General features: G+C 59.4%; 12 protein-coding genes and 2 pseudogenes. 7 read left to right on the top strand and 7 right to left on the bottom strand.

Features of this window, described 5'->3' with window-relative positions:
- Positions 1-4027 precede the first annotated feature (4027 nt).
- Together V5279_RS16935 and V5279_RS16930 are read right to left on the bottom strand one after the other, a co-directional pair.
- Positions 4028-4474: pseudogene (locus V5279_RS16935) on the bottom strand (DUF4347 domain-containing protein); the annotation flags it as partial.
- 99 nt (positions 4475-4573) lie between these two features.
- Entirely contained in the window at positions 4574-4975 is a 402-nt protein-coding gene (locus V5279_RS16930) for a hypothetical protein (protein WP_338699208.1), read from the bottom strand.
- A 533-nt stretch (positions 4976-5508) separates the two neighbouring features.
- Between V5279_RS16930 and V5279_RS16925 the strand changes: the two genes are divergently transcribed.
- From V5279_RS16925 to V5279_RS16915, 3 genes are all read left to right on the top strand, one after another.
- Complete coding sequence (locus V5279_RS16925) at positions 5509-11157, top strand: glycosyltransferase (protein ID WP_338699206.1); 5649 nt, start codon at positions 5509-5511, stop codon at positions 11155-11157.
- Between the two features lie 84 nt (positions 11158-11241).
- A complete protein-coding gene (locus V5279_RS16920; RefSeq protein WP_338699204.1) occupies positions 11242-11790 on the top strand; it encodes a hypothetical protein in 549 nt (182 codons plus the stop codon).
- 713 nt (positions 11791-12503) lie between these two features.
- Positions 12504-13625, top strand: coding sequence for a calcium-binding protein (locus V5279_RS16915; RefSeq protein WP_338699202.1), 1122 nt, complete (start codon positions 12504-12506; stop codon positions 13623-13625).
- Between the two features lie 389 nt (positions 13626-14014).
- Here the strand turns inward: V5279_RS16915 and V5279_RS16910 are convergent, their stop codons facing one another.
- The 4 genes from V5279_RS16910 to V5279_RS16895 form a co-directional block, all read right to left on the bottom strand.
- A complete protein-coding gene (locus tag V5279_RS16910; RefSeq protein WP_338699200.1) occupies positions 14015-14518 on the bottom strand; it encodes a hypothetical protein in 504 nt (167 codons plus the stop codon).
- Positions 14519-15325: 807 nt separating this feature from the next.
- On the bottom strand, positions 15326-15943 hold the full coding sequence (locus tag V5279_RS16905; protein ID WP_338699198.1) for a hypothetical protein: 618 nt from the start codon (positions 15941-15943) through the stop codon (positions 15326-15328).
- Positions 15944-16118: 175 nt separating this feature from the next.
- On the bottom strand, positions 16119-16931 hold the full coding sequence (locus V5279_RS16900) for a hypothetical protein (protein WP_176540028.1): 813 nt from the start codon (positions 16929-16931) through the stop codon (positions 16119-16121).
- Positions 16932-17553: 622 nt separating this feature from the next.
- Positions 17554-17805 (bottom strand): helix-turn-helix domain-containing protein, encoded by a 252-nt coding sequence (locus tag V5279_RS16895; RefSeq protein WP_224741691.1) that lies wholly within the window; start codon positions 17803-17805, stop codon positions 17554-17556.
- A gap of 102 nt (positions 17806-17907) precedes the next feature.
- Between V5279_RS16895 and V5279_RS16890 the strand changes: the two are divergent.
- The 4 genes and pseudogenes from V5279_RS16890 to V5279_RS16875 form a co-directional block, all read left to right on the top strand.
- Positions 17908-18123: pseudogene (locus V5279_RS16890) on the top strand (YqaJ viral recombinase family protein); the annotation flags it as partial.
- Positions 18124-18684: 561 nt separating this feature from the next.
- Positions 18685-19485, top strand: a complete 801-nt coding sequence (locus V5279_RS16885) for a class I SAM-dependent methyltransferase (protein WP_176540027.1) — start codon at positions 18685-18687, stop codon at positions 19483-19485.
- Positions 19486-19518: 33 nt separating this feature from the next.
- On the top strand, positions 19519-19971 hold the full coding sequence (locus tag V5279_RS16880) for a VOC family protein (protein WP_176540026.1): 453 nt from the start codon (positions 19519-19521) through the stop codon (positions 19969-19971).
- Positions 19968-20765, top strand: coding sequence for an FkbM family methyltransferase (locus V5279_RS16875; RefSeq protein WP_338699191.1), 798 nt, complete (start codon positions 19968-19970; stop codon positions 20763-20765). The genes V5279_RS16880 and V5279_RS16875 overlap by 4 nt, the downstream gene beginning before the upstream one ends.
- Here the strand turns inward: V5279_RS16875 and V5279_RS16870 are convergent.
- Positions 20755-23937: a hypothetical protein gene (locus V5279_RS16870; protein WP_338699189.1), complete on the bottom strand. Its 3183-nt coding sequence runs from the start codon at positions 23935-23937 to the stop codon at positions 20755-20757. The two genes, V5279_RS16875 and V5279_RS16870, sit on opposite strands and share 11 nt — an antisense overlap.
- Positions 23938-23942: the final 5 nt, after the last annotated feature.

Genomic DNA, 23942 nt, shown 5'->3' with positions numbered 1-23942 from the left:
CGGTTGCTCCCGTCGAGCCGGTCGCACCAGTGGCTCCGGTCGCGCCAGTAGCTCCCGTTGCACCCGTCGAACCGGTGGCACCCGTGGCTCCGGTCGAGCCCGTAGCTCCGGTTGCACCCGTCGAGCCGGTGGCACCCGTGGCTCCGGTCGAGCCAGTAGCTCCGGTTGCTCCCGTCGAGCCGGTCGCACCTGTGGCTCCGGTCGAGCCGGTCGCACCTGTGGCTCCGGTCGAGCCCGTTGCTCCGGTCGAGCCGGTGGCACCCGTGGCTCCGGTCGCGCCAGTAGCTCCCGTTGCACCCGTCGAACCAGTTGCTCCGGTCGAGCCCGTTGCGCCGGTTGCACCAGGATCACCGGTCGCGCCAGTAGCTCCCGTTGCTCCCGTCGAGCCAGTAGCTCCGGTTGCTCCCGTCGAGCCGGTCGCACCTGTGGCTCCGGTCGAGCCCGTTGCTCCGGTCGCACCGGTCGAGCCGGTGGCACCCGTGGCTCCGGTCGCGCCAGTGGCTCCCGTTGCTCCCGTCGAGCCCGTGGCTCCCGTTGCACCCGTCGAGCCGGTCGCACCCGTGGCTCCGGTCGAGCCAGTAGCTCCGGTTGCTCCCGTCGAGCCGGTCGCACCCGTGGCTCCGGTTGCGCCAGTAGCTCCGGTTGCTCCCGTCGAGCCGGTCGCACCAGTGGCTCCGGTCGCGCCAGTAGCTCCCGTTGCACCCGTCGAACCGGTGGCACCCGTGGCTCCGGTCGAGCCCGTAGCTCCGGTTGCACCCGTCGAGCCGGTGGCACCCGTGGCTCCGGTCGAGCCAGTAGCTCCGGTTGCTCCCGTCGAGCCGGTCGCACCTGTGGCTCCGGTCGAGCCCGTTGCTCCGGTCGAGCCGGTGGCACCCGTGGCTCCGGTCGCGCCAGTGGCTCCCGTTGCTCCCGTCGAGCCCGTGGCTCCCGTTGCACCCGTCGAGCCGGTCGCACCCGTGGCTCCGGTCGAGCCCGTTGCTCCGGTTGCACCCGTCGAGCCGGTCGCACCCGTGGCTCCGGTCGAGCCCGTTGCTCCGGTTGCACCCGTCGAACCGGTGGCACCCGTGGCTCCGGTCGAGCCCGTAGCTCCCGTTGCACCCGTCGAACCGGTGGCACCCGTGGCTCCGGTCGAGCCAGTAGCTCCGGTTGCTCCCGTCGAGCCGGTTGCACCTGTCGCTCCGGTGGCACCCGTGGCTCCGGTTGCTCCCGTCGAACCGGTGGCACCCGTAGCTCCGGTTGCTCCCGTCGAGCCGGTGGCACCCGTGGCTCCGGTCGCGCCAGTGGCTCCCGTTGCTCCCGTCGAGCCGGTTGCACCCGTCGCTCCGGTTGCGCCAGTAGCTCCCGTTGCACCCGTCGAGCCGGTTGCACCCGTCGCTCCGGTTGCGCCAGTAGCTCCCGTTGCTCCCGTCGAGCCGGTCGCACCTGTGGCTCCGGTCGCGCCAGTGGCTCCCGTTGCACCCGTCGAGCCGGTCGCACCTGTGGCTCCGGTCGCGCCAGTGGCTCCCGTTGCACCCGTCGAGCCGGTTGCACCCGTCGAGCCGGTTGCACCTGTCGCTCCGGTCGCACCCGTCGAGCCCGTGGCTCCGGTTGCTCCCGTCGAACCGGTGGCACCCGTGGCTCCGGTCGCACCCGTCGAGCCGGTCGCACCCGTGGCTCCGGTCGCGCCAGTAGCTCCGGTTGCACCCGTCGAGCCGGTCGCACCAGTAGCTCCGGTCGCGCCAGTGGCTCCCGTTGCACCCGTCGAGCCGGTGGCACCCGTGGCTCCGGTCGCGCCAGTGGCTCCCGTTGCACCCGTCGAGCCGGTGGCACCCGTGGCTCCGGTTGCACCAGTAGCTCCGGTTGCTCCCGTCGAGCCGGTGGCACCGGTTGCGCCAGTAGCACCCGTTGCACCCGTCGAGCCGGTCGCACCCGTGGCTCCGGTTGAGCCAGTAGCACCCGTTGCACCCGTCGAGCCGGTCGCACCCGTGGCTCCGGTTGAGCCAGTAGCTCCCGTTGCACCCGTCGAGCCGGTGGCACCCGTGGCTCCGGTTGCACCAGTAGCTCCGGTCGCACCCGTCGAGCCGGTTGCTCCGGTCGCGCCCGTTGCTCCGGTCGCACCCGTCGAGCCGGTTGCTCCGGTCGCGCCCGTTGCTCCGGTCGCACCCGTCGAGCCGGTCGCACCCGTGGCTCCGGTTGCGCCAGTAGCTCCGGTTGCTCCCGTCGAGCCGGTTGCTCCCGTCGAGCCGGTTGCTCCGGTTGCGCCAGTAGCTCCCGTCGAGCCGGTCGCACCCGTGGCTCCGGTCGAGCCCGTTGCTCCCGTTGCACCCGTCGAACCGGTTGCACCCGTGGCTCCGGTCGAACCTGTGGCGCCTGTTGCGCCCGTCGAGCCGGTCGCACCTGTGGCTCCGGTAGCTCCCGTTGAGCCGGTTGCACCCGTGGCGCCTGTTGCACCCGTCGAACCGGTTGCTCCGGTCGCGCCTGTAGCTCCCGTTGCACCCGTCGAACCGGTTGCACCCGTGGCTCCGGTTGCGCCGGTAGCTCCCGTCGAGCCGGTCGCACCTGTGGCTCCGGTCGAGCCGGTAGCTCCCGTTGCACCCGTCGAGCCGGTGGCACCCGTGGCTCCGGTTGCGCCGGTAGCTCCCGTTGCTCCCGTCGAGCCGGTAGCTCCCGTTGCACCCGTCGAGCCGGTCGCACCCGTGGCTCCGGTCGCGCCCGTAGCTCCCGTCGAGCCAGTCGAACCCGTGGCTCCGGTTGCGCCGGTCGCACCTGTCGCTCCGGTGTCGCCCGTCGCTCCCGTGGCGCCAGTCGAACCTGTGGCTCCGGTTGCGCCGGTGTCGCCCGTCGCCCCCGTCGCACCTGTGGCTCCGGTTGCGCCGGTATCGCCCGTCGCCCCCGTTGCGCCAGTCGAACCCGTGGCTCCGGTTGCGCCGGTGTCGCCCGTCGCACCCGTGGCGCCGGTATCACCAGTCGCACCTGTGGCTCCGGTCGCACCGGTGTCACCCGTTGCGCCAGTCGAACCCGTGGCTCCGGTTGCGCCGGTGTCGCCCGTCGCACCCGTGGCACCGGTCGCACCTGTGGCTCCGGTGTCGCCCGTCGCGCCAGTCGAACCCGTGGCTCCGGTTGCGCCGGTGTCGCCCGTCGCACCCGTAGCGCCAGTCGAACCTGTTGCGCCTGTGTCACCCGTCGTACCCGTGGCGCCGGTCGCGCCTGTGGCGCCAGTCGCGCCCGGATCGCCGGTCGCACCCGTGGCTCCCGTCGAACCTGTGTCGCCAGTCGCACCTGTGGCGCCAGTTGATCCTGTGGCGCCGGTGTCACCCGTCGTGCCCGTCGCACCCGTGGCTCCGGTAACACCCGTAGCACCAGTCGAACCTGTTGCACCGGTGTCACCCGTCGTACCCGTGGCGCCGGTCGCACCTGTGGCGCCAGTCGCGCCTGGATCGCCGGTCGCACCCGTGGCTCCCGTCGAACCTGTGTCGCCAGTCGCACCTGTGGCTCCGGTGGCCCCCGTCGAACCCGTGTCGCCGATCGCACCTGTGGCACCCGTACCGCCCGTCGTGCCAGTTGCACCCGTGGCACCCGTGGCACCCGTGCCGCCCGTCGTGCCGGTTGCACCGGTACCACCCGTTGCGCCGGTCGCGCCCGTCGGACCAGTCGCGCCCGTTGCACCTAGTGAGGTCGAAACGCTACCCGATGTGAACGTATCACCGTTCGCCGTACCACCTCCCGAGAACACCCCGTTTGTGATGGTTGCAACTGAAATGTAGGCGTTCCCGGTGGTGTTGTAGTAAACTCCGTAGGTGCCCGCCGCACTTGGGAGAACGGCCTCAATGCTGAACGCTTGGACGTTACCAGTGCCCGCGCCGAAGCCTTTCGATGGCAATTGGAACGAGGACACAATTGTAAAGGTGCTGAGATCAACCACGTAAAAGGTGTTGATGTCAGTCGGTCCCGCAGATCCGAGCGTGCCGTTGAGCGTCAAAACTGCGGCCAGTAACCCTCGATAGCTTTCTGCGCCAACCGCGGTCATCGGGGCTTCCGCTGTGAGATCGCTGCTCCTGGAGTCGAGCGTCCAGCGACCACCTAGCGTCTCGGCTCCGATAGAGCTGCTTGCGCCATGAACAACAGCGCCGGTTGCATCTTCGAGCGCATCTATAAAACGGTCGCCCTCGTCAGAAAGCGCTGTACGACAGCTCCACAGGCGCAAGTCACCGCCTCGCTTGAGCGCTCGGCCGATCGTAGCAAGCTCATTCTCCTCGCCCGCCAGCGTCGCCGCCGACCATTCTCCTGAACTGAAGACCACTCGGCCCGGTGCGCCATGTGCAACAACATGGATCGCGTCCAGTTGCTCAGCGCCACTCAGCGCTTCTGCCATCTGCGATGCGGCGGTCCGTTCGCAATCGAGCACGATCGCCCGAACCTCGGGGCGCAGATTTTTCAGCAGTGTATCTAGATCGGGGACGAATGGATCGACGAACAGAAGCTCTGAGTGGGCCATGAAATTGGTCCTTTTTTAGCTTGCAACAATTCGCGCCGAGCGCGGAGTGCCGCCTCGACCCAAAAATCAAACTGCAGACGCTCCCGTAGCGCGGTCAGATCATCCGCTGCTCGGTCCGCCAGGTGGTGATAGATTCAGAGAACTGCGTACGGACAGGAACGGGCAAACCGCAAACTCTCCGTTCGCATCAAAGGTGCCGATGTCGTAGGCGCTCGCATAGCGCCCGACCTTCACTCGCATCTCAACCGCGTTAAAGCGATCGGACGCGTCCGGCAGAATGACCTGGGAAACGATCGTCTTCGTAGCTTGGTCGACGACGAAGTAGGTGACGTTTTGGGTGGTCTCGCCTCGCGGCAACGATCCGGTCACCAGGATCTCGTTAGGGATGCCCGCAGAGAGAAGCCCTGCATACTTGGCAACGCCTAGCGCCGTTATCGGAGGTGCAATGGACGGAATGCTCTGGGAAATCGCCGACTTGTCGGCTCGACCTGACTTAACCATACGATACCACCCAACGTACGGACGAGGTCGACGCCCGGAGCACGTACGTCCGGAGATCGCCCTCGAACCAACTACAAAACAGTGATTCAACCTTGGGTAGTTGCTCGCTACACTCACTTAAGCCATCAGCAACGAGCCGACGACCACATTCCAAGATTGAACGTCATTCCAAATACCCCGCCTGAAGCGCAGACGGATCGCGAAAAATTAATTATTCTTTAAGCATAAGCAGATTGGGAAAAACAGCGCAAGAAAATTCAGAATCGAACACGACTTAAGTCAAATTATTTCCGTAACGAGTTCCATTAAGCAGCGAGTTGATGTCGCATCAAGGCGACAACCTGCTGAATTTGCTGCCCGAACATTTTCAGCTAAGTTGTTAGCGCTTTCAGTGAGGTCCGCTGATGGAACCAAAGATCCGCGCCACATCGCGCGTCCAGCAGATCAATTTCATCTAATTTGAGCTTCTCTCAATTGCTTGCAGCAACCAAAAAAGTTCGGCGGTGGTAGAAAACAAACGCATTTGCCTGAACATGATCGTCAAGAACGAGATGGCAAATCTCGAGCGCTGCCTGTCGGCGGTCGCTGATCACATCTCTTGCTGGGTCATTTGCGATACTGGCTCGTCCGACGGCACGCAGGACTTCATCAGAACATTCTTTGCCCGGCGCAATCTTCCGGGTGAACTCCATACGATTCCCTTCCACGATTTCGGGCAGGCCCGGAACGACGCGCTCGATCGTGCCTGCGCTTCAAAGCTCGATTTCGACTATGTCCTGTTCAACGACGCCGATATGGAGTTCATTGTCGACGACCCCAAGTTCCGGCAATCCCTTGCCGGTCCCGGCTACCGCCTCCTGCAACGCGCGTCGGGCGGGTTGAGCTATTGGAATACGCGATTGGTGCGGTGTGACAGCGGCTCGAGATACGTTGGTGTCACACACGAATATATCGACGTCCCCGGAGACGTCGTTGAACTGCGCGGCGCCTGGTATATCGATCACGCCAGCGGGGCGAACCGCGGAGATAAATCGGAGCGGGATATCCGACTGCTCAAAGCTGCGCTCGAGCGCGAGCCCGATAACGCCCGATACTGGTTTTATCTTGCGTGGTCGTATCGAGATGCCGGCCAGTATGCCGAAGCCGCGGCAGCCTTTGCCAGGCGAGAAGATATGGGAGGCTGGGACGAAGAGGCGTGGATGGCGCGGCTGCAGCACGCGCGCTGCCTGCGAGACCTAGGCGACGAAGACGGGTTCGTCGGCAAGGCGCTCGAAGCGTTCAAGCAACGGCCGGCACGCGCTGAGCCTCTGTACGATCTCGCACGGTACTATCGGGAACGCGGGATGCATGAGACGAGCCTGCTTTTTTCCGAGCGTGGACTTTCGATATCGGCGCCTGAGAACGACATCCTTTTCATCGAAACCGATGTCTATCAGACCGGTCTACGCGAGGAATTTTCGATTGCTGCAAACTACAGCCGGGACACGGCTCGCTGGGACCGCGGGTTCTCGATCTGCAACGGGCTAGCCGTCAACCGGGCAATTCCGGACGGCCCGCGTGAGCTGGCTCGGACAAACCTGTTTTATTACCTGCAGCCAGCCCAAAAGCTCTTTGCATCGTTTTCCGCCCGGCCGGTGGATTACGATGTGCCTCAAGGCTATTGGCCGACCAATCCCTCCGTTTCGCGTCATGGGGATGACCTCTATCTCGTGCAGCGCGCGGTGAATTTTCTTCTGCGCGAGGACGGCACATATGAGACGGACAACGATGCGCCCATTCGGACGCGCAACTTCCTGCTACGGCTCAATACCGATCTTGGAGTTCAAACGGCGGCCGAGATCCTGCCGCCCGCCGATTTCCCAAAAGCCCAATTCGCAGAAGTGCAAGGGCTTGAGGATATCCGTCTGTTCAGTTGGAATGGCTCATTGTGGGGCAGCGCATGCGTGCGCGAGCTGAATGCTGAAGGTTGGTGCGAGCAGTTAATCGCCCGGATTGAACAGCAAAGCAGCTCCGAAATCCGGCTCACTGAGTGGCGCGTGCTTCGCCCTGAAGGTCCACGACTGCACGAAAAGAACTGGATGCCACAGGCCAACGGCGCAAATCTGCGTTGCGTCTACTCGTGCGACCCGACCAGGATCGTAAACGACCGAGGCGACGTAATCTCAGACAGTGTTGCCAACTTCGCCGTCGAGCATTTCCGAGGCGGAACGCAACTCATTGAATTTGACGATGGCTGGCTCGCGCTCGTTCATGAAGTTCAGTGGCAAACCGGTCGAAGGTTCTATCAGCATCGCTTTGTCTGGTTCGATCGCGATAATGGTCTGCGCCGGCTTAGTCGCCCGTTCTATTTTAAGGACAAAGGGGTCGAGTTCGCGGCTGGTCTGGCTTGGCATCCGGACAGCCGTCGCTTGCTCGTATCCTACGGGGTCGCCGACAGCGAGTCCTGGATCGCCTCGATAGATGCGGCCGAGATCCGCGCCGCGCTTGAGAGTGATCCGGTGTCGCCGGCCGAGGTTTCTGCTGCGCCGCCTCCCCTACCATTCGAGAACGCGCGCAAAAGCAAAGAGCAGGTAACTAAGGAGTTTGGATTGTCGCAACGAAACGGAAAGTCGATCGGCTTATGCATGATCGTCAAGAATGAGGCGGCGGTCATCCTCCGTTGCCTCGACAGCGTTCGACCGATGATCGACTATATGCTGATCGAAGACACTGGATCAACCGACGGCACGCAGGCCGTCATACGACAGTGGCTCGACGAAAATGGACTGGCAGGCGAAGTCATCGACGAACCCTGGCGGGATTTCGCGTACAACCGATCGCATGCGCTCGCTTGCCTGCGCCGCAACCCGGACGTCGACTACGCCCTCATCATCGACGCCGACGACGTGCTCACCATCGAGCCGGGATTTGACGTCGCCGCCTTCAAGTCCGGCATGACCGCAGACCTCTATGACGTGACCATTAACCACAGCGGCATCCGTCACTATCGACCGCACATATGCAGCAACAGAAAGGAATTCTATTTTCGGGGCGTCCTGCACGAGTTCGTGGAGGCGCCGGCCGACGCGCACGGTCGGGAGACCGCCTCCGGCTTTGCGATCCAGATCGGTGGCGGCGGCGCGCGCAGCCAAGATCCCAAGAAGTACCGTAAAGATGCTGCGCTGTTAGAGGGCGCGCTGCAGACCGAGACGGACGCGTTCCTCCGCTCTCGTTATACCTTCTACCTTGCTCAGAGCTATCGTGACAGCAATGAGCCCGAGAAAGCACTCAACTACTACCTGGCCCGAGCTGAAATGGGCTTTTGGCAAGAAGAGGTCTTCATTTCCCTTTATGGTGCGGCGCGGCTTAAGGAAGCTCTTGCCCATCCTGAAGAGGACGTCATTGCGGCTTATCAGCGAGCCAGCGACTCCCAGCCCGCGAGAGCTGAAGCGTTACACGGAGCTAGCCGTTATTGTCGTCTAAAGGGCCGCAACAAGCAGGGAGCTGACTTCGCTCGCCGTGGCATCGATTTGCCGATGCCTATTGGAGCGCTATTCGTCGAAGAATGGATTTATGAGTTCGGGCTCCTCGACGAATTCGCGGTCAATGCCTATTGGTCTGGCGATTATCAAGGCTGCATCGACGCCTGCTGTCGCATCCTTCAAATTCCATCAATCGATGAAGGTCTGAGGAAACGCGTAGAGGACAATCTGCGTTTTGCGAAGGACCGGATTTCCGAAAAGGTCAAGCCTGCGGATGTGCCCAGGCAGCCCGGCGCAGCGCGTTTTCTTCCCAGGGTGCTGATTGCAATTCTCGCAAAAAACAAGGCTGGCCATCTGCCATTGTTCCTGGAATGCATTGAGGCGCTCGACTATCCGCCGGATCGAATTGCGATTCACATCCGGACCAACAACAATCAAGACGACTCCGGCCAAATTCTCCGAGACTGGCTCAAACGTGTCGGACCGCGGTACTCGCACGTAGAGTTCGACGACAGCGACGTATCGGAACGCGTCCAGGACTTTGCCGACCATGAGTGGAATGCCACTCGCTTCTCCGTGCTGGGTCGAATTCGCCAGCACAGCATGAACCGGACTTTGGCTCTCGGATGCGACTACTATTTCGTGGTCGACGTCGACAACTATCTGCGCCCCCTCACCCTGCGATGCCTCGTAGATGTGAATCGTCCGATTGTGGCGCCGCTGCTCAAATGCGCCGACGCCGACCGACCGCTGTATTCGAACTACCACCAGAAGATCGACGCGAACGGGTATTTTCTGCCCAGCGAGGAATACAACAATATCCTCAGCCGCTCGTCGCCAGGGCTCCACGAGGTGCCGGTGGTCCATTGCACATATCTGGTTCGCGCAGACGCCATACCGCAACTGACCTACGATGATGGTTCGGGCCGCTATGAATATGTCGTATTTTCGCATAGCGCGCGTCGCGCTGGCATTTCGCAAACGTTGGACACTCGCGAAATTTATGGCTGGCTGACGTTCGCACCTGACGGAGAGGCAATTCGACCGCTCATTGCTGGAGATCTTGCCGGAAAATCGGCACAGGAAGCATCGAGGAAGGACACCGCTTCGACTGTTAGTGGAAAAAGAACGATACGGCTGAAGGAGTATCCTGCGAACGTATCCTTGTCTCATACGCCTTCAGATGAATACGTCGAGAGTCGCAAGGGTGCCCTTGTCCAGAAGCCATATATCCTGGAGACTGACGCCCTCGGCTTCATTCGCGGGTCACAGTCTCCGGCTACGGCGGCTCGAACTGTGATCGTTCTCGGCGACAGCGTGGTCGAGGGCATGTATCTCGACCCCGATGACCGGTTTTGCGCCAAGCTGGAGACGATTCTGCGCAATGAGAGTGCTCTAGATGTCATTGTAAGAAACGGTGGCTACAGCGGAGCGACAACCCTCCACATGCTGAATCTGTTTCTTAACAAGATCATGCCGCTCAAGCCCGACCTCGTCATTCTGATGACGGGAATTGTCGATGTTGACGTGGCGAGCCTGGAGGCCAGCTTCTGGAGCCGTGACTGTTGGCTCGAGCCGATCGTTGACCTCAACACGAGCAACTCGTGGCGGGACCGTAACCTGCTTCCTACTCCGAAGTTCGATGATCGTCGTCGGCTGCTAGATCTCTTCTCGCTTGCCGCTCGATCGTTTGGCATCGAGCTATGGTTCGCGACCATTCCCCATTTGCAAGGCGAAGGGGTCGATCCAACCGTGACCCGCACTCGCATATCCATCAACGAGACGACGCGCGTGGCCGCTCGGGCGGGAGGGCACACCTTGTGCGATTTGGAAGCGAAGCTGGCTAGCCGCGCCGATATTTATCAGGATGCCTTTCACCTAAATTCGGTCGGCGCCGAGGTCGTGGCTCGCTCGATCGTGGCAGATGGCTTGGGTTCGTTCTTGCTCGCGAAGGAAGCAAGCGTTCCTGGCCGCCCCACGGAGAAGGACAGGCAGTCAAAGGATGAGATTTGTGTACTCAACTTGGACCAAAGCACCGGTCGCTGGGACAAGTTCAGAACCCGCAATGCCCACTTAGGCAGATTTGAACGAATCTCCGCGATTGACGGGAGCAAGCTGGATCGCTCGCAGCTCGAAAGACAGGGGCTAATAGCCCCCGGACTTGATTACAGTGCCGGAGCCTTGGGTTGCGCACTCTCTCACGTCCAACTTTGGCAAAAGGCTGCGTCCCAGGATCAACCTATGACGGTTTTCGAGGACGATGCGGTTAGCCATCCCGCGTTCGATGAGCATCGATCAGCTGTGTTGGCACAACTTCCCGCCGACTGGGACGTGATCTTATGGGGCTATGTTTACGATCCGCTTTTTCTTTGGATCGATCTCGGATTTTCAGCTGCGGAACTCCGATTTTACGATCGAACCGAACCTTTTGCCTGGAGCGATACCTCGGACGGCCGACCCATTTATCGTCCCCACCGGCTCAGACACGCCTTCGGAACGCAGGCATACTCGATTAGCCCACGCGGAGCGAGCCGCCTGCTTAGTGCCGTGTTGCCTCTCAAGAAGCAGTTCATACCGTTTCCTGGAACACCGATCGTAATCGAGGATCAGGGGATTGATGGTGCGATGAACACCGCTTACCAAGCTATGCGCAGTTTTGTTTGTGTGCCGCCCCTCGTCGTCCAGCGCGACGAAGGTATCAGCGACCGCTTGAGCAGATAGGCGCAGATCCTGTCGATGCGGCTCGGCCATTGAGCATAGCTGAAAACAGTTGCGAGTGGTGTCTCTAGAAACAAGGGGAGCGACTTGAGGCTGCAAAATGTTCCGCTGTTGGAAGTTCAAGCCCGATGGGGTTACAGCGAGTTGACCGATTCTCCGGCCGCCCGGCACTATTCGGATCTAGGCCATCTCGTCGCGAAGCGATCAAGCGGGACTTTATTCGAGCTGCTCTCTGAGGCCGAGCAGTATGAACTCGCCTTTGGTACCGCGTGCGCTCGACCCGTCCTACTCGCGTTCCTGACCGGAGTGATTTCGTTTGATGTCATTAAAGTCGGGCGAGCGAGATTGGGCTCGTTGCTCGTGCCACCAAATGTCTGGTATCCCGAAAGCGAGGGGCGTTTCGTTTCGTTTGAGGAATACATGACAACGACAGGCGTCAAACTCGACGATCCTCGAAGCGTCCTTCCCAAAGGACCGAGCTATGAATTTCCCACAGATCCGATCACGTTTGGTCGCTCGTTCAGCTTTCCGATATTGATCGACGGCTTTCACCGCGCTGCCCGCTTCTGGAAGTACGGTCCACCGGACGGAAAGTTGCTCGCTTACTTTCCGTCAGGTCTGGTGGTAGAGGACTGAATTTTGCTCGTGGGTGATATCTGCGTGTCGCGGTCGCCCAGTTGAGCTCTGAAAAGTAATGCTTCCGCAGCGTCGGCTGCGTGATGAAAAGCGCCGACGCGATGCGCGTTACTCCAGCCGAGCGCGACTAACAGATTGACACGATTCCGGCTTTGCTTCGTCGCGACAATGCTCCGGCCGGCCACGCTATCCCCAGTTGGACGGCACCGGATCGCCGAACACGTCCAAAACTTCAGCCATGATGAAAAAAAACCGTGAATGTAAGATGGGCCGGTCCGCGGAGAGGAACCCGCGAAGGAAATACCCCCTCCCTCAATCCCAGACGCCGCGCGTGTGTAGGCTCGCTTGCTCCTCGGCCTGCTTAACGCTGCCGTGGCACGGCTTGCATAGCGTCTGCAGATTGCCCTCGTCCCGGAACAGAAGTTCATCACCTCGATGTGGAGCGATGTGGTCGCGGACCGGGAGTGCCGTATTCAGTTCAATGCTGCCGCATGCCCTGTGCTGGCAGGTGTAGAGATCACGCAGGAAGATGCGTAGGCGCGACGCCCGCCATCGCGCGAGTTTGTACCAGACCTTCCACGGTTGCTGCGACATAAGGAACCCAAACAGAGAATATGCGTTGCCACTTTTTCCCGATAGGGGTGCCGGGTTGGATATCGGGTTTTGGGACGGCGCCTAGCCCGAAATGGTTTCAGCAGAAAGGAACGTATTCTATGCCTGCATTTTACGGCGATAGCACGGATAACAGCGTCCTCTCTTCCGCTGGTTTCGACGCGCTCTATGGCGGTCAGGGCAATGACACGCTGGCAAGCAGCATTGCCGGCAACGACTATTGGGACGGAGGCCAGGGCAACGATTTCCTGAGGGCGGAATGGACCAGCCTGGCCTTTGGCGAAATGTATGGCGGCGGCGGCAATGATTGGATTCAGGGTGGCAATTCGGTCAACACGTCATTCGAGTATGGCGGCAATGGCGACGACTATATTCAGGATGGCGGCGCGCTGACAACGCAGTCCCACTACATCGACGGTGGTGTCGGACGCGACGCGCTGTATGGCTCGGCCGGCGGCGATACGATTTATGGCGGCGACGGCAACGACAGCGGAACGAACATCTTGGTGGCCTCCGGCACCGCCATTGCGCCGGGCCTCTATGGCAACGGCGGCAACGACGTCCTGTCAGGTGGCAACGGCGATGACCTGCTCTTCGGTGGCGACGGCAATGACGTGCTGTTCGGAGGCGGCGGCAACGACACGTCGTACGGCGGCAACGGCAACGATACGCTGGTGGCGGACGACGGCGTCGATCTGCTCGAAGGCGATGCCGGCGACGACTGGATCTACATGGGCGCCGCAGACGGCGGCTCGGCGTACGGCGGAGCAGGTAATGATGTCATCGTCGCCAATGGCCGGGCAGTCGAGATCGGTGACGACGGCAACGACATCATGTACGGCGCCAATGGCAACGATTATTTCTATGGCGGCAATGGCGACGACGTCATGTATGGCGGCGACGGCGTCGACGTTCTGCTCGGCGGCGCCGGCAATGACTATTTCGACGGTGGCACCGGCGTGAACTACTATTTCGGCGGCGGCGGCAGCAACACGTTCGTCTCGCGCAGAGTGCCGGGCGTCGAGGTGGTTCAAGACTGGAACGCTGCTACGGATGTCGTTCAGTTCAACGGTAGCGGCTTCGGCTCGCTCAGCGATGTGCTGTCACACTCCTACCAGAACGGCGCGTACTTCGTCATTCAGGTCGACGGCGGCACCGCGGTCTGGCTGAACGGCGCGACCGCTGGCTCGGTCACTGCAGCGAATTTTAGCCTTCTGTCATAGTTGCGTTTCGGTCGAGCGGCGCAAAGGAAAGGCCGCCCGCGCGGATGCACAAGCGGCCCAAGTCTAGGGAGGAAACGCCCAAGGAGGGCGAGCGACAGCGCCAAGCGCTACCACGCGACCTATTTAGTAACGACAAAGCCCGGCGCAAGGCCGGGCTTTGTGAAGTTCGAAGCGCGCTGTCGCGCGGTCACCTGAATCAGGCTCTGCACTTTTAGTCGAGCTGCCGCGAATGCCCTGCACCGCGAATTAGACGATCAGTTCGACTGCGTCTCGTCGACGACCTGCCATGCCTCGCGACCGGCGCCGGCAAACGCAGAGCCATGCCCGTACCGCTTTGAGAAGGAGACCAAGAATCACTGAAGGTGCGCGATCGATCACAGTTAAAATAACTACTTATTCGTGTTTTCTTTGTCGGAGAGAGACACGGCCCGTAGCGCAGATTTCGCTTTGGGCGTCGGGGTGTCTACAACCAGGCTGTCAAATTCCATTTCGGGCGCCGCTTTTATGATCGGCTCTTTTGGCAGGCTTTCGGCTGGCGCATACCAAGGCATTTTTTCGATAGCTCCTCCCTCAAGGGCTTGCGCCATCAACTGCCCAATCTCGGCCCCAGTCAAAGGAACAAGCGTGCCACCCTCGTTCCTAAAGAGTTGGGGACAGAAATATAGCGCGTGTATTCGCGGATCATAGCCATCGACAATCAAATAGTACTCGGTCTTACCAAAAAACCTCCGCTTCTTTACGAGCTTACGCTCCTGCGTTGTAAGCGCAACTCGGAGCTTTTCGCGTTGATGACCGACGATAGTCGCCGCTTCCAACAAGATAAGCCAATCCCGTGTCTTTGCGTTATCAGCATGGATCGGAACAAGGTTTCCCTGCCTGTTGAAGATGCTCATTCCGCTAGATCTCCAAAGCCCCCGCCGCGACCACATGAGGACCAATTATGTTCCTGAGGATTTAAGCACCTCTACGCAGAGATTTGAAGCTGATGTCTTAGGGCTAACAGCGGCCCACGCACCCAAAGCAGTAACATATGCTAATGAGCTATGAATTCCTATTCTGGCTCAATTGGAGCGTGTGAAGGATCGCAAGCAAACGCGAGGCAGAACTCGTCGGTGCGAAATTGTGACCCGCAACGACGAGATCATCATCGGCACACGAAACAGCCGTCGCGTCGATGCAGTGCTGATGGATCAACCCTTGTGTCCTTCGAGTTACTCGACAGCTGCGCCCAGCGTAGATCTGACGCGTGGCCGGGATGGTGAGGTACTCTCGCCAATTGGGTTCGTTCTGCCAAATTTTGTAGTCCGGTGACAGGCTCTGTTTAGCTGGCCTCCTTTTTTAGCCAGGCGTACGCACGACGCTCGTACCATTCGAGGGCGCCAAGCCTCGTTATGGCAGCATGGACAGCATGAGGTTCGGCTTGGCGCAGCAAATCTTCAATTTCAGCAAGAATTTTGCTTCGCACGGACTCAATTTGACCCAACCTAGCGTGCGAGGTGGCAGCAGCGCCTGCGTATTCTGAGCTTGAATTTGCCTCCTCGGTTGCGGCGGTAAATTTCTCCCCTGTGGATGCCAATCCGTGGCGAAGCGCGTTCATTCGTGAACGCGCTTTGCCTTCTCTTGTGCGGGGCCCCGTACTCCTAAGCGCGTTGCGCCGGTTAGCTTCGATCTGTTTTTGGGTGGCCATAAGTCTTACCCGATCAGCTTGAGGGGCGCTGTTTGGCGCGTATCGAATACCGAGCCTCTAGTTCCTTGGAGATATTATGTAGACGCTTTTCCTTTGAAGCGATCATCTTCTCGAGCGTTGCCAACGGCGGCAAAGAAAGAAGGAACGCCTCTCCCTCGACTGCGCCCGACCCAAAGCCCGCCGATTCAAACGCTTTGGATGACTTCTCCTTCTGCTTCGGGTCCGCATAGTACTTGTCTGCGTCGAGGTGACACATCGCTTGCACACCCGCGGCCGCGTCGGCCATGGCGGCACCCGGATGGGTCTTCCGCAGCATCGATTCGACGGCCGGACGTTCCTTCAGACGCATGATTGCAACCTTCATGCGCTCGTAACGCATAATCTCTAACGTCAACGTCGTCGCCCGGCAGACCATCCAATATTCCGCATTTGTTTTTGCCTTGCCGGCGTGAGTCAGCTCATAAGAGCCAAAGATCTCGACTAAGTCGGACCGGCTTTCACCCGGCAACAGAGGTGGGTTTTTGAGCCAAGTCCGCACAAAGAGCGGAAGGCGTTCGACGGTGTCTTTTTGGCTTTCGGCGTTTTGCTGGTTGTCTTTGACGTCTGGCTTGTTCGGCTGATCGACTGACATATGCTTTCCCCTAAGCTGGGCCGGCACCGAATGTGCGGCACAGCTGAAATAGACAAGTCCGCAAATCATGGGGACTCGCGAAGAATTCGACGCTCATTGATTGGCGCCAACAATTCGAGTCTGCCTCGGAAACTCACCCCGAATAACCGTCTCACTTTGAAAGTGAGGCACTCGGCTAAGACTTGGAGATATATTCTTTGCGTGCCTTGCGGGACGACAGGAACTTGATCTGGCGTTCTGACAGGGGCCGCCTGATTAAGTAGCTCTTCTCGTTCCTGAGGTACGGTGGAATGCGCCACACCATCTCGGGTCGGAGCACTGGCTCAATCTGCCCATGAGGCTTTAAGGTGAGCCCAAATTCCTCAAACCCGTCGGCGATACCCATTACGGCATCTGGCGATAACCAACTCGCCAGGAACATGGAATGGTCTCCGTGCTCCCTGGCCAATTCGAGAGCGGCGGCGAGGATGTGAGCGACGTCGCGATATCGCATCCAGAGCTTTTGCAGTTGCGTCCGCCTGTAATTCCCGTGGGCTACGCAAAGATCGATCGCCTTCGCTAAGCTCGGACCCCGTCGAAGAACTATCTTATCGTCACTCAGCGCAACCAGCGTTGTGAAAATGTCAGCCACGACCCGCCATCCGGGTTCAATCGACACGATTGCGTTTGCTGCCACGTCGAATGCTGGCTCCGCGATCGAATTTAGTCCCCCAAAGCTACGGAAGACGGATCCGATTTTGTCGCTGGGCTCCTCGTCGCTCGCGATAGAGCGAGACATGATCGCGGCGATCCACTGATTTCGGATTTTTTCATCGTCCGGCCACCCCATGTACGCGATCAAAAAACGAGAGATTTCGTGCGGAGTCCCCAAGCCGGCGTGAGACTGGCCTTCACCCTTCTGAATATTGGCAAGACGTGACGCATGGAGACCGCGCGCAAATTCCAAACGGTCGACGCGTTGCAGGCCCGGCAAGTTCATAACTCTCATGTTTGAGTGCTCAAACCCTAGTTGGCGACAAACCGCTCGAGCCCAGGTCAGCGCCCTAAGCCGAACAGTTTCGGATCATCGGAGACTATCAATCACCACATAAGGCAGATGTGCGGCATTTTCGAAACTTGGCAATCTATCTGGCGCCCGCATGGAAAAGCCTCAGCGTCTTGCCACGGCAACCGATTTCAATGGAGGTGTAAGTCCCATAGCTGAGCGCGTTCCGCTTGCGTAGGCGCTTCGCTTTGCACCCTCTCATTGTTTTTCTCGGGCAGCATCGCCGGACGTCGTCAGTTGATTTGAGCACATGGGGTGTCCGCTCTATTCAGCTTTCCGGAGCGACAAAACGGAGCGCGAGAATGGAACGCGAGGAGACCAACCCAACCGTATCCGTAGGTTACTCGAGACCGACGCGCCGGCAGCAAGCACAAATCTATCCACAGCAATTTGATTTGAGGAGTGTCGTCGCCGGATATTCAAGCGCCAGCTAGCGTGCAACCACGCGACCGTGGCGGAAACTCGAGTCCCGCTTCTCGATCAACTGCGCGACGTCGGAATATCAGTCCAGAGTTGTAACCCTCACGGCACCCTGCCCGCTCTGACAGCCGCGCCTCCGGACAATCTAGCCTTTCCGTTCCTCGGGCTTTCGCTTTTGAAGGCGCACGCCTGGTCCGCCGCCGTTCTCGTCGATGAACTCGACCCCGCCAGCTTCTAATGCGTGGCGCAATGCCTCGATCGTGCGTTCCTTTAATTCGTCTCCACGCTCAAACCTAGCAACGGTATCGATCGACACCTTGGCCGCGGCGGCCAGTTCTCGAACGCCTAGTCCCAAAGCAGCCCGGGCCATACGGCATTGAACAGGCAAAAAAATCATAACAATGTATCGATTTCGGTTGCAATGTCTGCTTTTCCATCTATCGTATCTATGTACTGTTTTCGTATCAAAAACATGATTGTTCGATTTGGAGGAATGGACATGCAACCGCGAATGGTACCTGATTCAGCAGATAGACGCAGTTTTATAGGTGGGTCTGACGCACGCACCATTATGGGCGATGATCAAGCCGCCCTGCTTCGTCTCTGGCATGAGAAGCGGGGCGAAGCCGAGCCGGCGGATTTTTCAGCCAACTTGATCGTACAACTCGGCACCGTAACTGAGCAGCTTAACCGGCACTGGTACGAGAAGAATACGCCAGGCGATCTTCGCTGACTTGGCGCCGCGATCTGCCATCGAATGTCAGCTCTACCTCTTGATAATTTTCACCTGACCTAGCCGTTAACGACCTTCGCCTTCGCTTCGCGCTCAAGCTGTTTCTACGCCTTCAGCCAAAACAAGTGACGCAATGCACGATCCATGAGACCATCCAAGCGTTCCTCGACTGCAAGGTCTTCTATGGTCTTCTCGGGAGCGAGAATTCCAGCAGCCGCTGGAAGATATCGGTCGGGATTCCGGCGCTGGCGCCGTCTGCGGCCGGCTGGCCCGGTCGAAATTCGACTTGCCAACCATAGCACTTAATTCGATCATCAACTAGAGGCGAGCCTTGACCCGCCGGGACTTCCCACCGAGCTCCTACAGCGGCTCTTCGTCTGATTGGATAAGATTGTGCAATTGGCGGCTTCTAAATCTGTCGACGACATTATTGGACCCTACCCGACCCTGGCAGCGCTTTATTCGCGCCAGATTTCGCTTACGCCCCGACATCGGGCATCGCTCGACAAACGCCTTTCAACCAGCGGCCCGCTGGAGCTTGCGATGGTCGACAAGATCGCCGGCTGGGTGGCAACGCTCGCGGGCGACAATCTCGACGAGGTCGTGCGCGACTACGACTGGATTTGCAATCTCGTACTGGAGGAGGAACTGCATTTCCGCCGCAACGGGAGCTATCGCCTGAAGACGTTCGCCGACGCCGTGGCACAGGTCTATTCGAACGACAAATTGATGGAACACTACATGAATGGCCTGCTGATGACGCAGGTCTGGTGGTCCAACCATACCGAAGCGATGACGTTCTACATCGACAGGTTCCTTGGACAATTCGACCAGTCGTTCGACCATCTCGAGATCGGACCTGGCCACGGGCTTCTGCTCTATCTTGCAGCCAGCGAACCGCTGTGCCGTAGGATTGAGGCCTGGGACGTCTCCGCCGAGAGTATCGACAAGACGCGGCACGCGATGGCCCGACTAGGCGCGGTACGCGATGTCGCTCTACGGGTCCAGGACATCTTCGCTACACCGCCCGAGAGCTCCCGGTTCGACAGCATTGCCTTGAGCGAAGTACTCGAACATCTCGAGCATCCGCGCGATGCACTGGTCCAGCTCAGGAAGCTGCTGGCGCCCGGCGGGCGCCTATACGTCAATATGCCGATTAACAGCCCGGCACCCGACCATCTGTTCTTGCTGCCGACGCCGGAGGACGTGGTGGAATTCATCGCCGGTTGCGGTTATCGCGTTGTTGACACGCACTTCGCACCCCAGACTAACATGACGATCGAACGGGCTCGAAAGACCAAATCGACGATCACTACCGTGGTCGTCGCAACCCCGGCGGATTGAGATGGGCGCGCCGCAAGGAGTTCGATACCGCCGATGAAACTCGATCATATCGGTTTTCTGACTGAAGACGTCGAGCGGGAGATGGTCGCTTTCGAGCGACTGTTCGGCCGGATCGAGTGGAGTGTGCGGATCGTCGATCCGCTGCAGGATGTGACCGCCCGTTTTGGGCGCACCGTCGATGGTCTCGTCTACGAGCTTATCCAGCCCAACTCTGCCAGTTCGCCCATAGCCGCAAGCCTGAAGGCGCGAAAAAACATCATCAATCACGTCTGCTATCGTTGTGCCGATCTTAGCGAAAAGGCCAGGGAATTACGCGAGCAGGGCTTTTTTCCGGTCACCGAGCCGAAACCTGGCGTCGCCTTCGCCGGACACCTGGTGCAGTTCTTCTACCAGCCTAACGGCATGCTACTCGAAATCATCGAAGGCTCTGCGGGCCCTCTCGATCGACCTCAGCGCGAGCAGCCGCTGCCAGTGAGCAATCCATGAGATTTACCCGGCTGGCCAATGGACTTGAGATCGCCGAGATCAACGGCGACGAGACCAAGTTTCTCTACGACGAAATCTTCGTGCAGGAGGTTTATGCGGCCTACGATCTGCGCGTGCCGGCGGACGGGATCGTGCTGGACGTAGGTGCCAACATTGGCATGTTCAGCCTGTATGCTCTGCAAAAATTCCCCGGCATCCGGATTTACTGCTTCGAGCCGGCGCCGCATTGCCTGGAACGGTTGCGGATCAACACCGCGCCGTTTGGCGAAGCCGTCCGTATCTTTCCGACCGCGCTTGGCGACACCGAGGGCGAGGTGGAATTTTCCTACTATCCTCACTATTCCATCATCAGCGGCATGTTTGCGAACGAGCAGCAGGATCTCATGGTGTTGCGCGCTGGCGCGGCGACCCAGTACCGGGAGCGTTACGGAACCAGGCCCAGCGAACGCGAACTCGATCTGCTGGTTGGCTCCAAGCTCAAGGGAAAGCAGACTTTCCGCTGCCCGATCACAACGCTATCCCGCATCATGGCAGCCGAGGGCATCGGTCACGTCAGCCTCGCCAAGATCGACGTGGAGCGGGCGGAGAACGCCATCTTAGCCGGCATTGACGATGCCGACTGGCCGAAAATCGATCAGTTGGTCGTTGAGGTGCATGATCAGGGCAACCGCGAACACGAGTTGATGATCGACATGCTCAATCGCCGCGGTTACCAAACATCGCTGTTTACCGAACCGACGCTGAAAAACTCCGATATCTACGTCGCCTTGGCCAAACGCCAACTCATTCGCTGAAGCCCGCGGGCAGATTGAACCAAGCATAAGATACCCCGTCGCGCTCGCGCTGGCCGATCGGCGATATGCCTGCAATGGTGGGCTTGTTGGCTCGCTTAGGCGGAGCGAGGTCGCGAAATCCAACCGTCAGGCCGTCGACAGGCGCTTTGCTCGGATTGTGCAGATGGATAGTCCCGCCGCTGGTGAAATAGCTGATGCCGCGCACCTGCCAGATGTAACCGTTGAGCTTTCGGTTGGTCGCAAGATATAGATCCCCTTCCTTGCCTGCTGCGGCAAAGTTGCTGAGCTGGTCGTTGTACCAAGGGTTGTCCTTCAGATTGACGGTCCCCTCTGCACCGGGTTCGAACATCAGCGCCGCGTAGGGCAGGTAGGTGTGGACGTTGATCACGCCGCGAGCCCGAACGATATCGCGAATATGATCCTTAGTGAAATCACCCTTGCCAAAGGTAAACTGCGCCGTCGCGAAGAACAGAGGCTTCCAGTCATCGTCGAAGTCATCGTCCAAACCAGGACTGTAGAACAGAATGTTGGACGGCCCATCGTCTGCGATCATGTTCGTTCGGATGCTGTACTTATCGCCAAGAGAATTCAGATACTTGACGCCGTGCTTTTTCAACACAGGGACGATGTAATATTTCGAGTTGGAATCCCAGCCCGACTCCCAAAGACATTCAGGCCCACCATGATCAACCCAGGTAACGGGCTTGAATTCAGCGAACTCGGTCAACACCCGGTCCAGAGCCTCGGGCGTTCGCTGGTTGTTTGGCCACGAAGAAGAAATGCAGTGAATGCCAACCTCCACCTCATGTCCGGCCCCTTCGTACTCTCGCACCTGGGCAAGGAGTTCGGCAGACCCTTCGAGCGAAGATTGAACAAACATTCCTTGCGTCGGACTACTCTGCGTGCGGCCTGTAAACTTTATGTCCGGTCCAACCGGAAACATTGATTTGGTTACTGGAATGTGATTGCCGAGAATGCCGCGGCCTTCGACGAGCTTCGGCGCATCCATACCATACATCGTCAGCATATCCTGCGAAACGCCCGTATAATCGGCATGCTCGGTTATGGCCAAGGCCGCCATATTGCCATTCGGCTGCCAGAGCGGAAACGCCATGATCCTGCTGCGGGTATGTACGATGCCAAGTTTTGCGTCTGGAAGTTTGTTTACAACACCCAGATTGCGATGAACGCGCCGAAGATCTGCATCGCGATCTTCGGTGGAGACGCGGGTCGTCCTCTCCCTAAAATCATAGGAGTACGCGTTCACGTCCAACAATCCGCGAACTTGATCGAAATGCAATTCCACTAGATCAGCATTGGAAAAATAGAGCGTTCTGAACTCGCCATCGCTCGTTTGATAGCCGACCACCTGAGGCAGCATCGATCCAATCAAATATTCGGAAGCCACCCGCTCGATGTCGTGATTTCCTTTAAGGCAATAGACCGTCGAAACACCGCTTATCTGAAAATGGGCGCCCTGCCCGACGATGTCCTTGGCGGCGATCTTTCCAAAGACGACGTCCTGAGCAACATCGCCGGTTTGCAAACCTTGCTGCGTTGACTTCACGACCTCGGCACCCTCTGCCAGGTCCGAGCGGGCAATCTTTTGCCCAAACAGTGTTATTTGGGCTTCGGTGTTGTGACTGCCACCGCGTTGCAAGACATCCTGAACAAAGAATGCAACCTTCTGTGCGTTACGACGCGAGGGAATCCCAGAGTAAAGATCAATATAGGTCTTCTCGGAGGCCTGTTGCCCGCTCGGGTCGCCAACTGCCGGCGGCCGTAGGTCATCTTCGTCCGGAGGCGACCGCAGCATGTGATAGCTGTCGTGCGCCCCTCCCATCGTAGCACCACTTTTGTCCCACCAATGATAGAAGAAAATGATCTCGCGAGGCGGCCTCGGCCCGCGCGACTCGACCGAGAGCACGGGATAATCCTGAAGATCGAATCGCGGATTGGTCTCCTTGAAGTCGGGGGAAGCCGCAAGCCGAAAGTCGGTTAGCCGACCAAGCTCGACGCGATCAGGAACGATCGTTTCGATAAACGGCTTGATATCCAATTCGAGGCTACGAGACGCTGCCGGAGCGCCCGTAAGCGCTCGCCAAAGACTCGCCGCGTAGATCCGATTGCCATCAGCATCGACATGCACGTGATCCAAAAATTGGTCGTCGGTTAGTACCGGGTTCGCAGGCAGGTAAGAAACTATAGGAGCTCCCTCGCCGGCCGATCGTTCCAACTTTCCGGCCAGAAGATTATACTGCTCCGGCTCCATGAGACTGGGCAGCAGGCGGGGTGTTTCGGTGGCATAGAACACAATCGTCTTGAGTTTGGCCGCCTTCAGCTTGCGCAGTGTACGAAGCCAGGCTTCGAATTGCGGGTTCGCCGCCTCAAGATTCGCGGAGGCATATCGACCACGGACCTGGAGCAATAGTCGCATCTCTGCGGCCGGACCGGCGGTCTCTTGCTCCGCGCCGCTCTTCTCGATCCGGTTGCGCAACGCCCACGCCAGATCCTTCGGTTCCCCTTTCAGCCACCGCGCCTGCACGAAGTCGCGAATTCGATAGCTCGGCCATAACTCGATCAGCGCCCGATCGAAACTGCTTATGCCCGATGCATCCGACAGAGAAACCAGCCCCCCTGCCTGATCGAATTTCAAACCAGGTCTGAGCCATGGACGACTACACATCGCGTCCGCGGCAGCAAAGTCCATCGAGAACGATCGCAAGCTGATGTCCATGATCACGGCGTCGGGCCGTAGCTCGATCAGGGAGTCGGACAAGGTCTCGAGGTCGGCCGGCAGAATGCCGTTCATCCCCAAATTCATGACCATCGTGCTGCCGGGCTGAACGCCGTCATAGCGCTCTTGCAGCAGCTTCGAAATGGTGTGCTGCCGCCAATCCTTGTCGCCGTGCTCAGCCAGGACCTGCCCCGCGACCAGGGAATCGCCCAGCAGAACGACCTTCCGGCCCGGAAATGCGGCCAGCCGGCGAACCTTAAGCGCGAGCGTCGATGGCGACTGGATGTCGACGACGTCCAACACCTTCGACGAACGTTCGATGCGTCGGGCCAGGGTATCGAACAACACAAGAAATCCGGACACAACGACCGCTGCGACAAGCAGGCCGACTAGGACGCCGAATTTGGTACGCTTCCTCGCTTCTTCGCTCGACACCTGAT

It is taken from the genome of Bradyrhizobium sp. 26S5, assembly GCF_036923295.1.
GTDB classification, from domain to species: Bacteria; Pseudomonadota; Alphaproteobacteria; order Rhizobiales; family Xanthobacteraceae; genus Bradyrhizobium; species Bradyrhizobium septentrionale.
The sequence above is the reverse complement of the archived record's forward strand: the minus strand, read 5'-3'. Positions and strand labels throughout refer to the sequence as shown.

Excerpts from the sequence above, each read along its gene's own strand:
- V5279_RS16895 (WP_224741691.1), bottom strand. The coding sequence starts at position 17,805 with ATGATTTTTTTGCCTGTTCAATGCCGTATGGCCCGGGCTGCTTTGGGA.
- V5279_RS16885 (WP_176540027.1), top strand. The coding sequence starts at position 18,685 with ATGGTCGACAAGATCGCCGGCTGGGTGGCAACGCTCGCGGGCGACAAT.
- V5279_RS16930 (WP_338699208.1), bottom strand. The coding sequence starts at position 4,975 with ATGGTTAAGTCAGGTCGAGCCGACAAGTCGGCGATTTCCCAGAGCATT.
- V5279_RS16875 (WP_338699191.1), top strand. The coding sequence starts at position 19,968 with ATGAGATTTACCCGGCTGGCCAATGGACTTGAGATCGCCGAGATCAAC.
- V5279_RS16915 (WP_338699202.1), top strand. The coding sequence starts at position 12,504 with ATGCCTGCATTTTACGGCGATAGCACGGATAACAGCGTCCTCTCTTCC.
- V5279_RS16880 (WP_176540026.1), top strand. The coding sequence starts at position 19,519 with ATGAAACTCGATCATATCGGTTTTCTGACTGAAGACGTCGAGCGGGAG.
- V5279_RS16910 (WP_338699200.1), bottom strand. The coding sequence starts at position 14,518 with ATGAGCATCTTCAACAGGCAGGGAAACCTTGTTCCGATCCATGCTGAT.
- V5279_RS16900 (WP_176540028.1), bottom strand. The coding sequence starts at position 16,931 with ATGAGAGTTATGAACTTGCCGGGCCTGCAACGCGTCGACCGTTTGGAA.
- V5279_RS16925 (WP_338699206.1), top strand. The coding sequence starts at position 5,509 with ATGATCGTCAAGAACGAGATGGCAAATCTCGAGCGCTGCCTGTCGGCG.
- V5279_RS16905 (WP_338699198.1), bottom strand. The coding sequence starts at position 15,943 with ATGTCAGTCGATCAGCCGAACAAGCCAGACGTCAAAGACAACCAGCAA.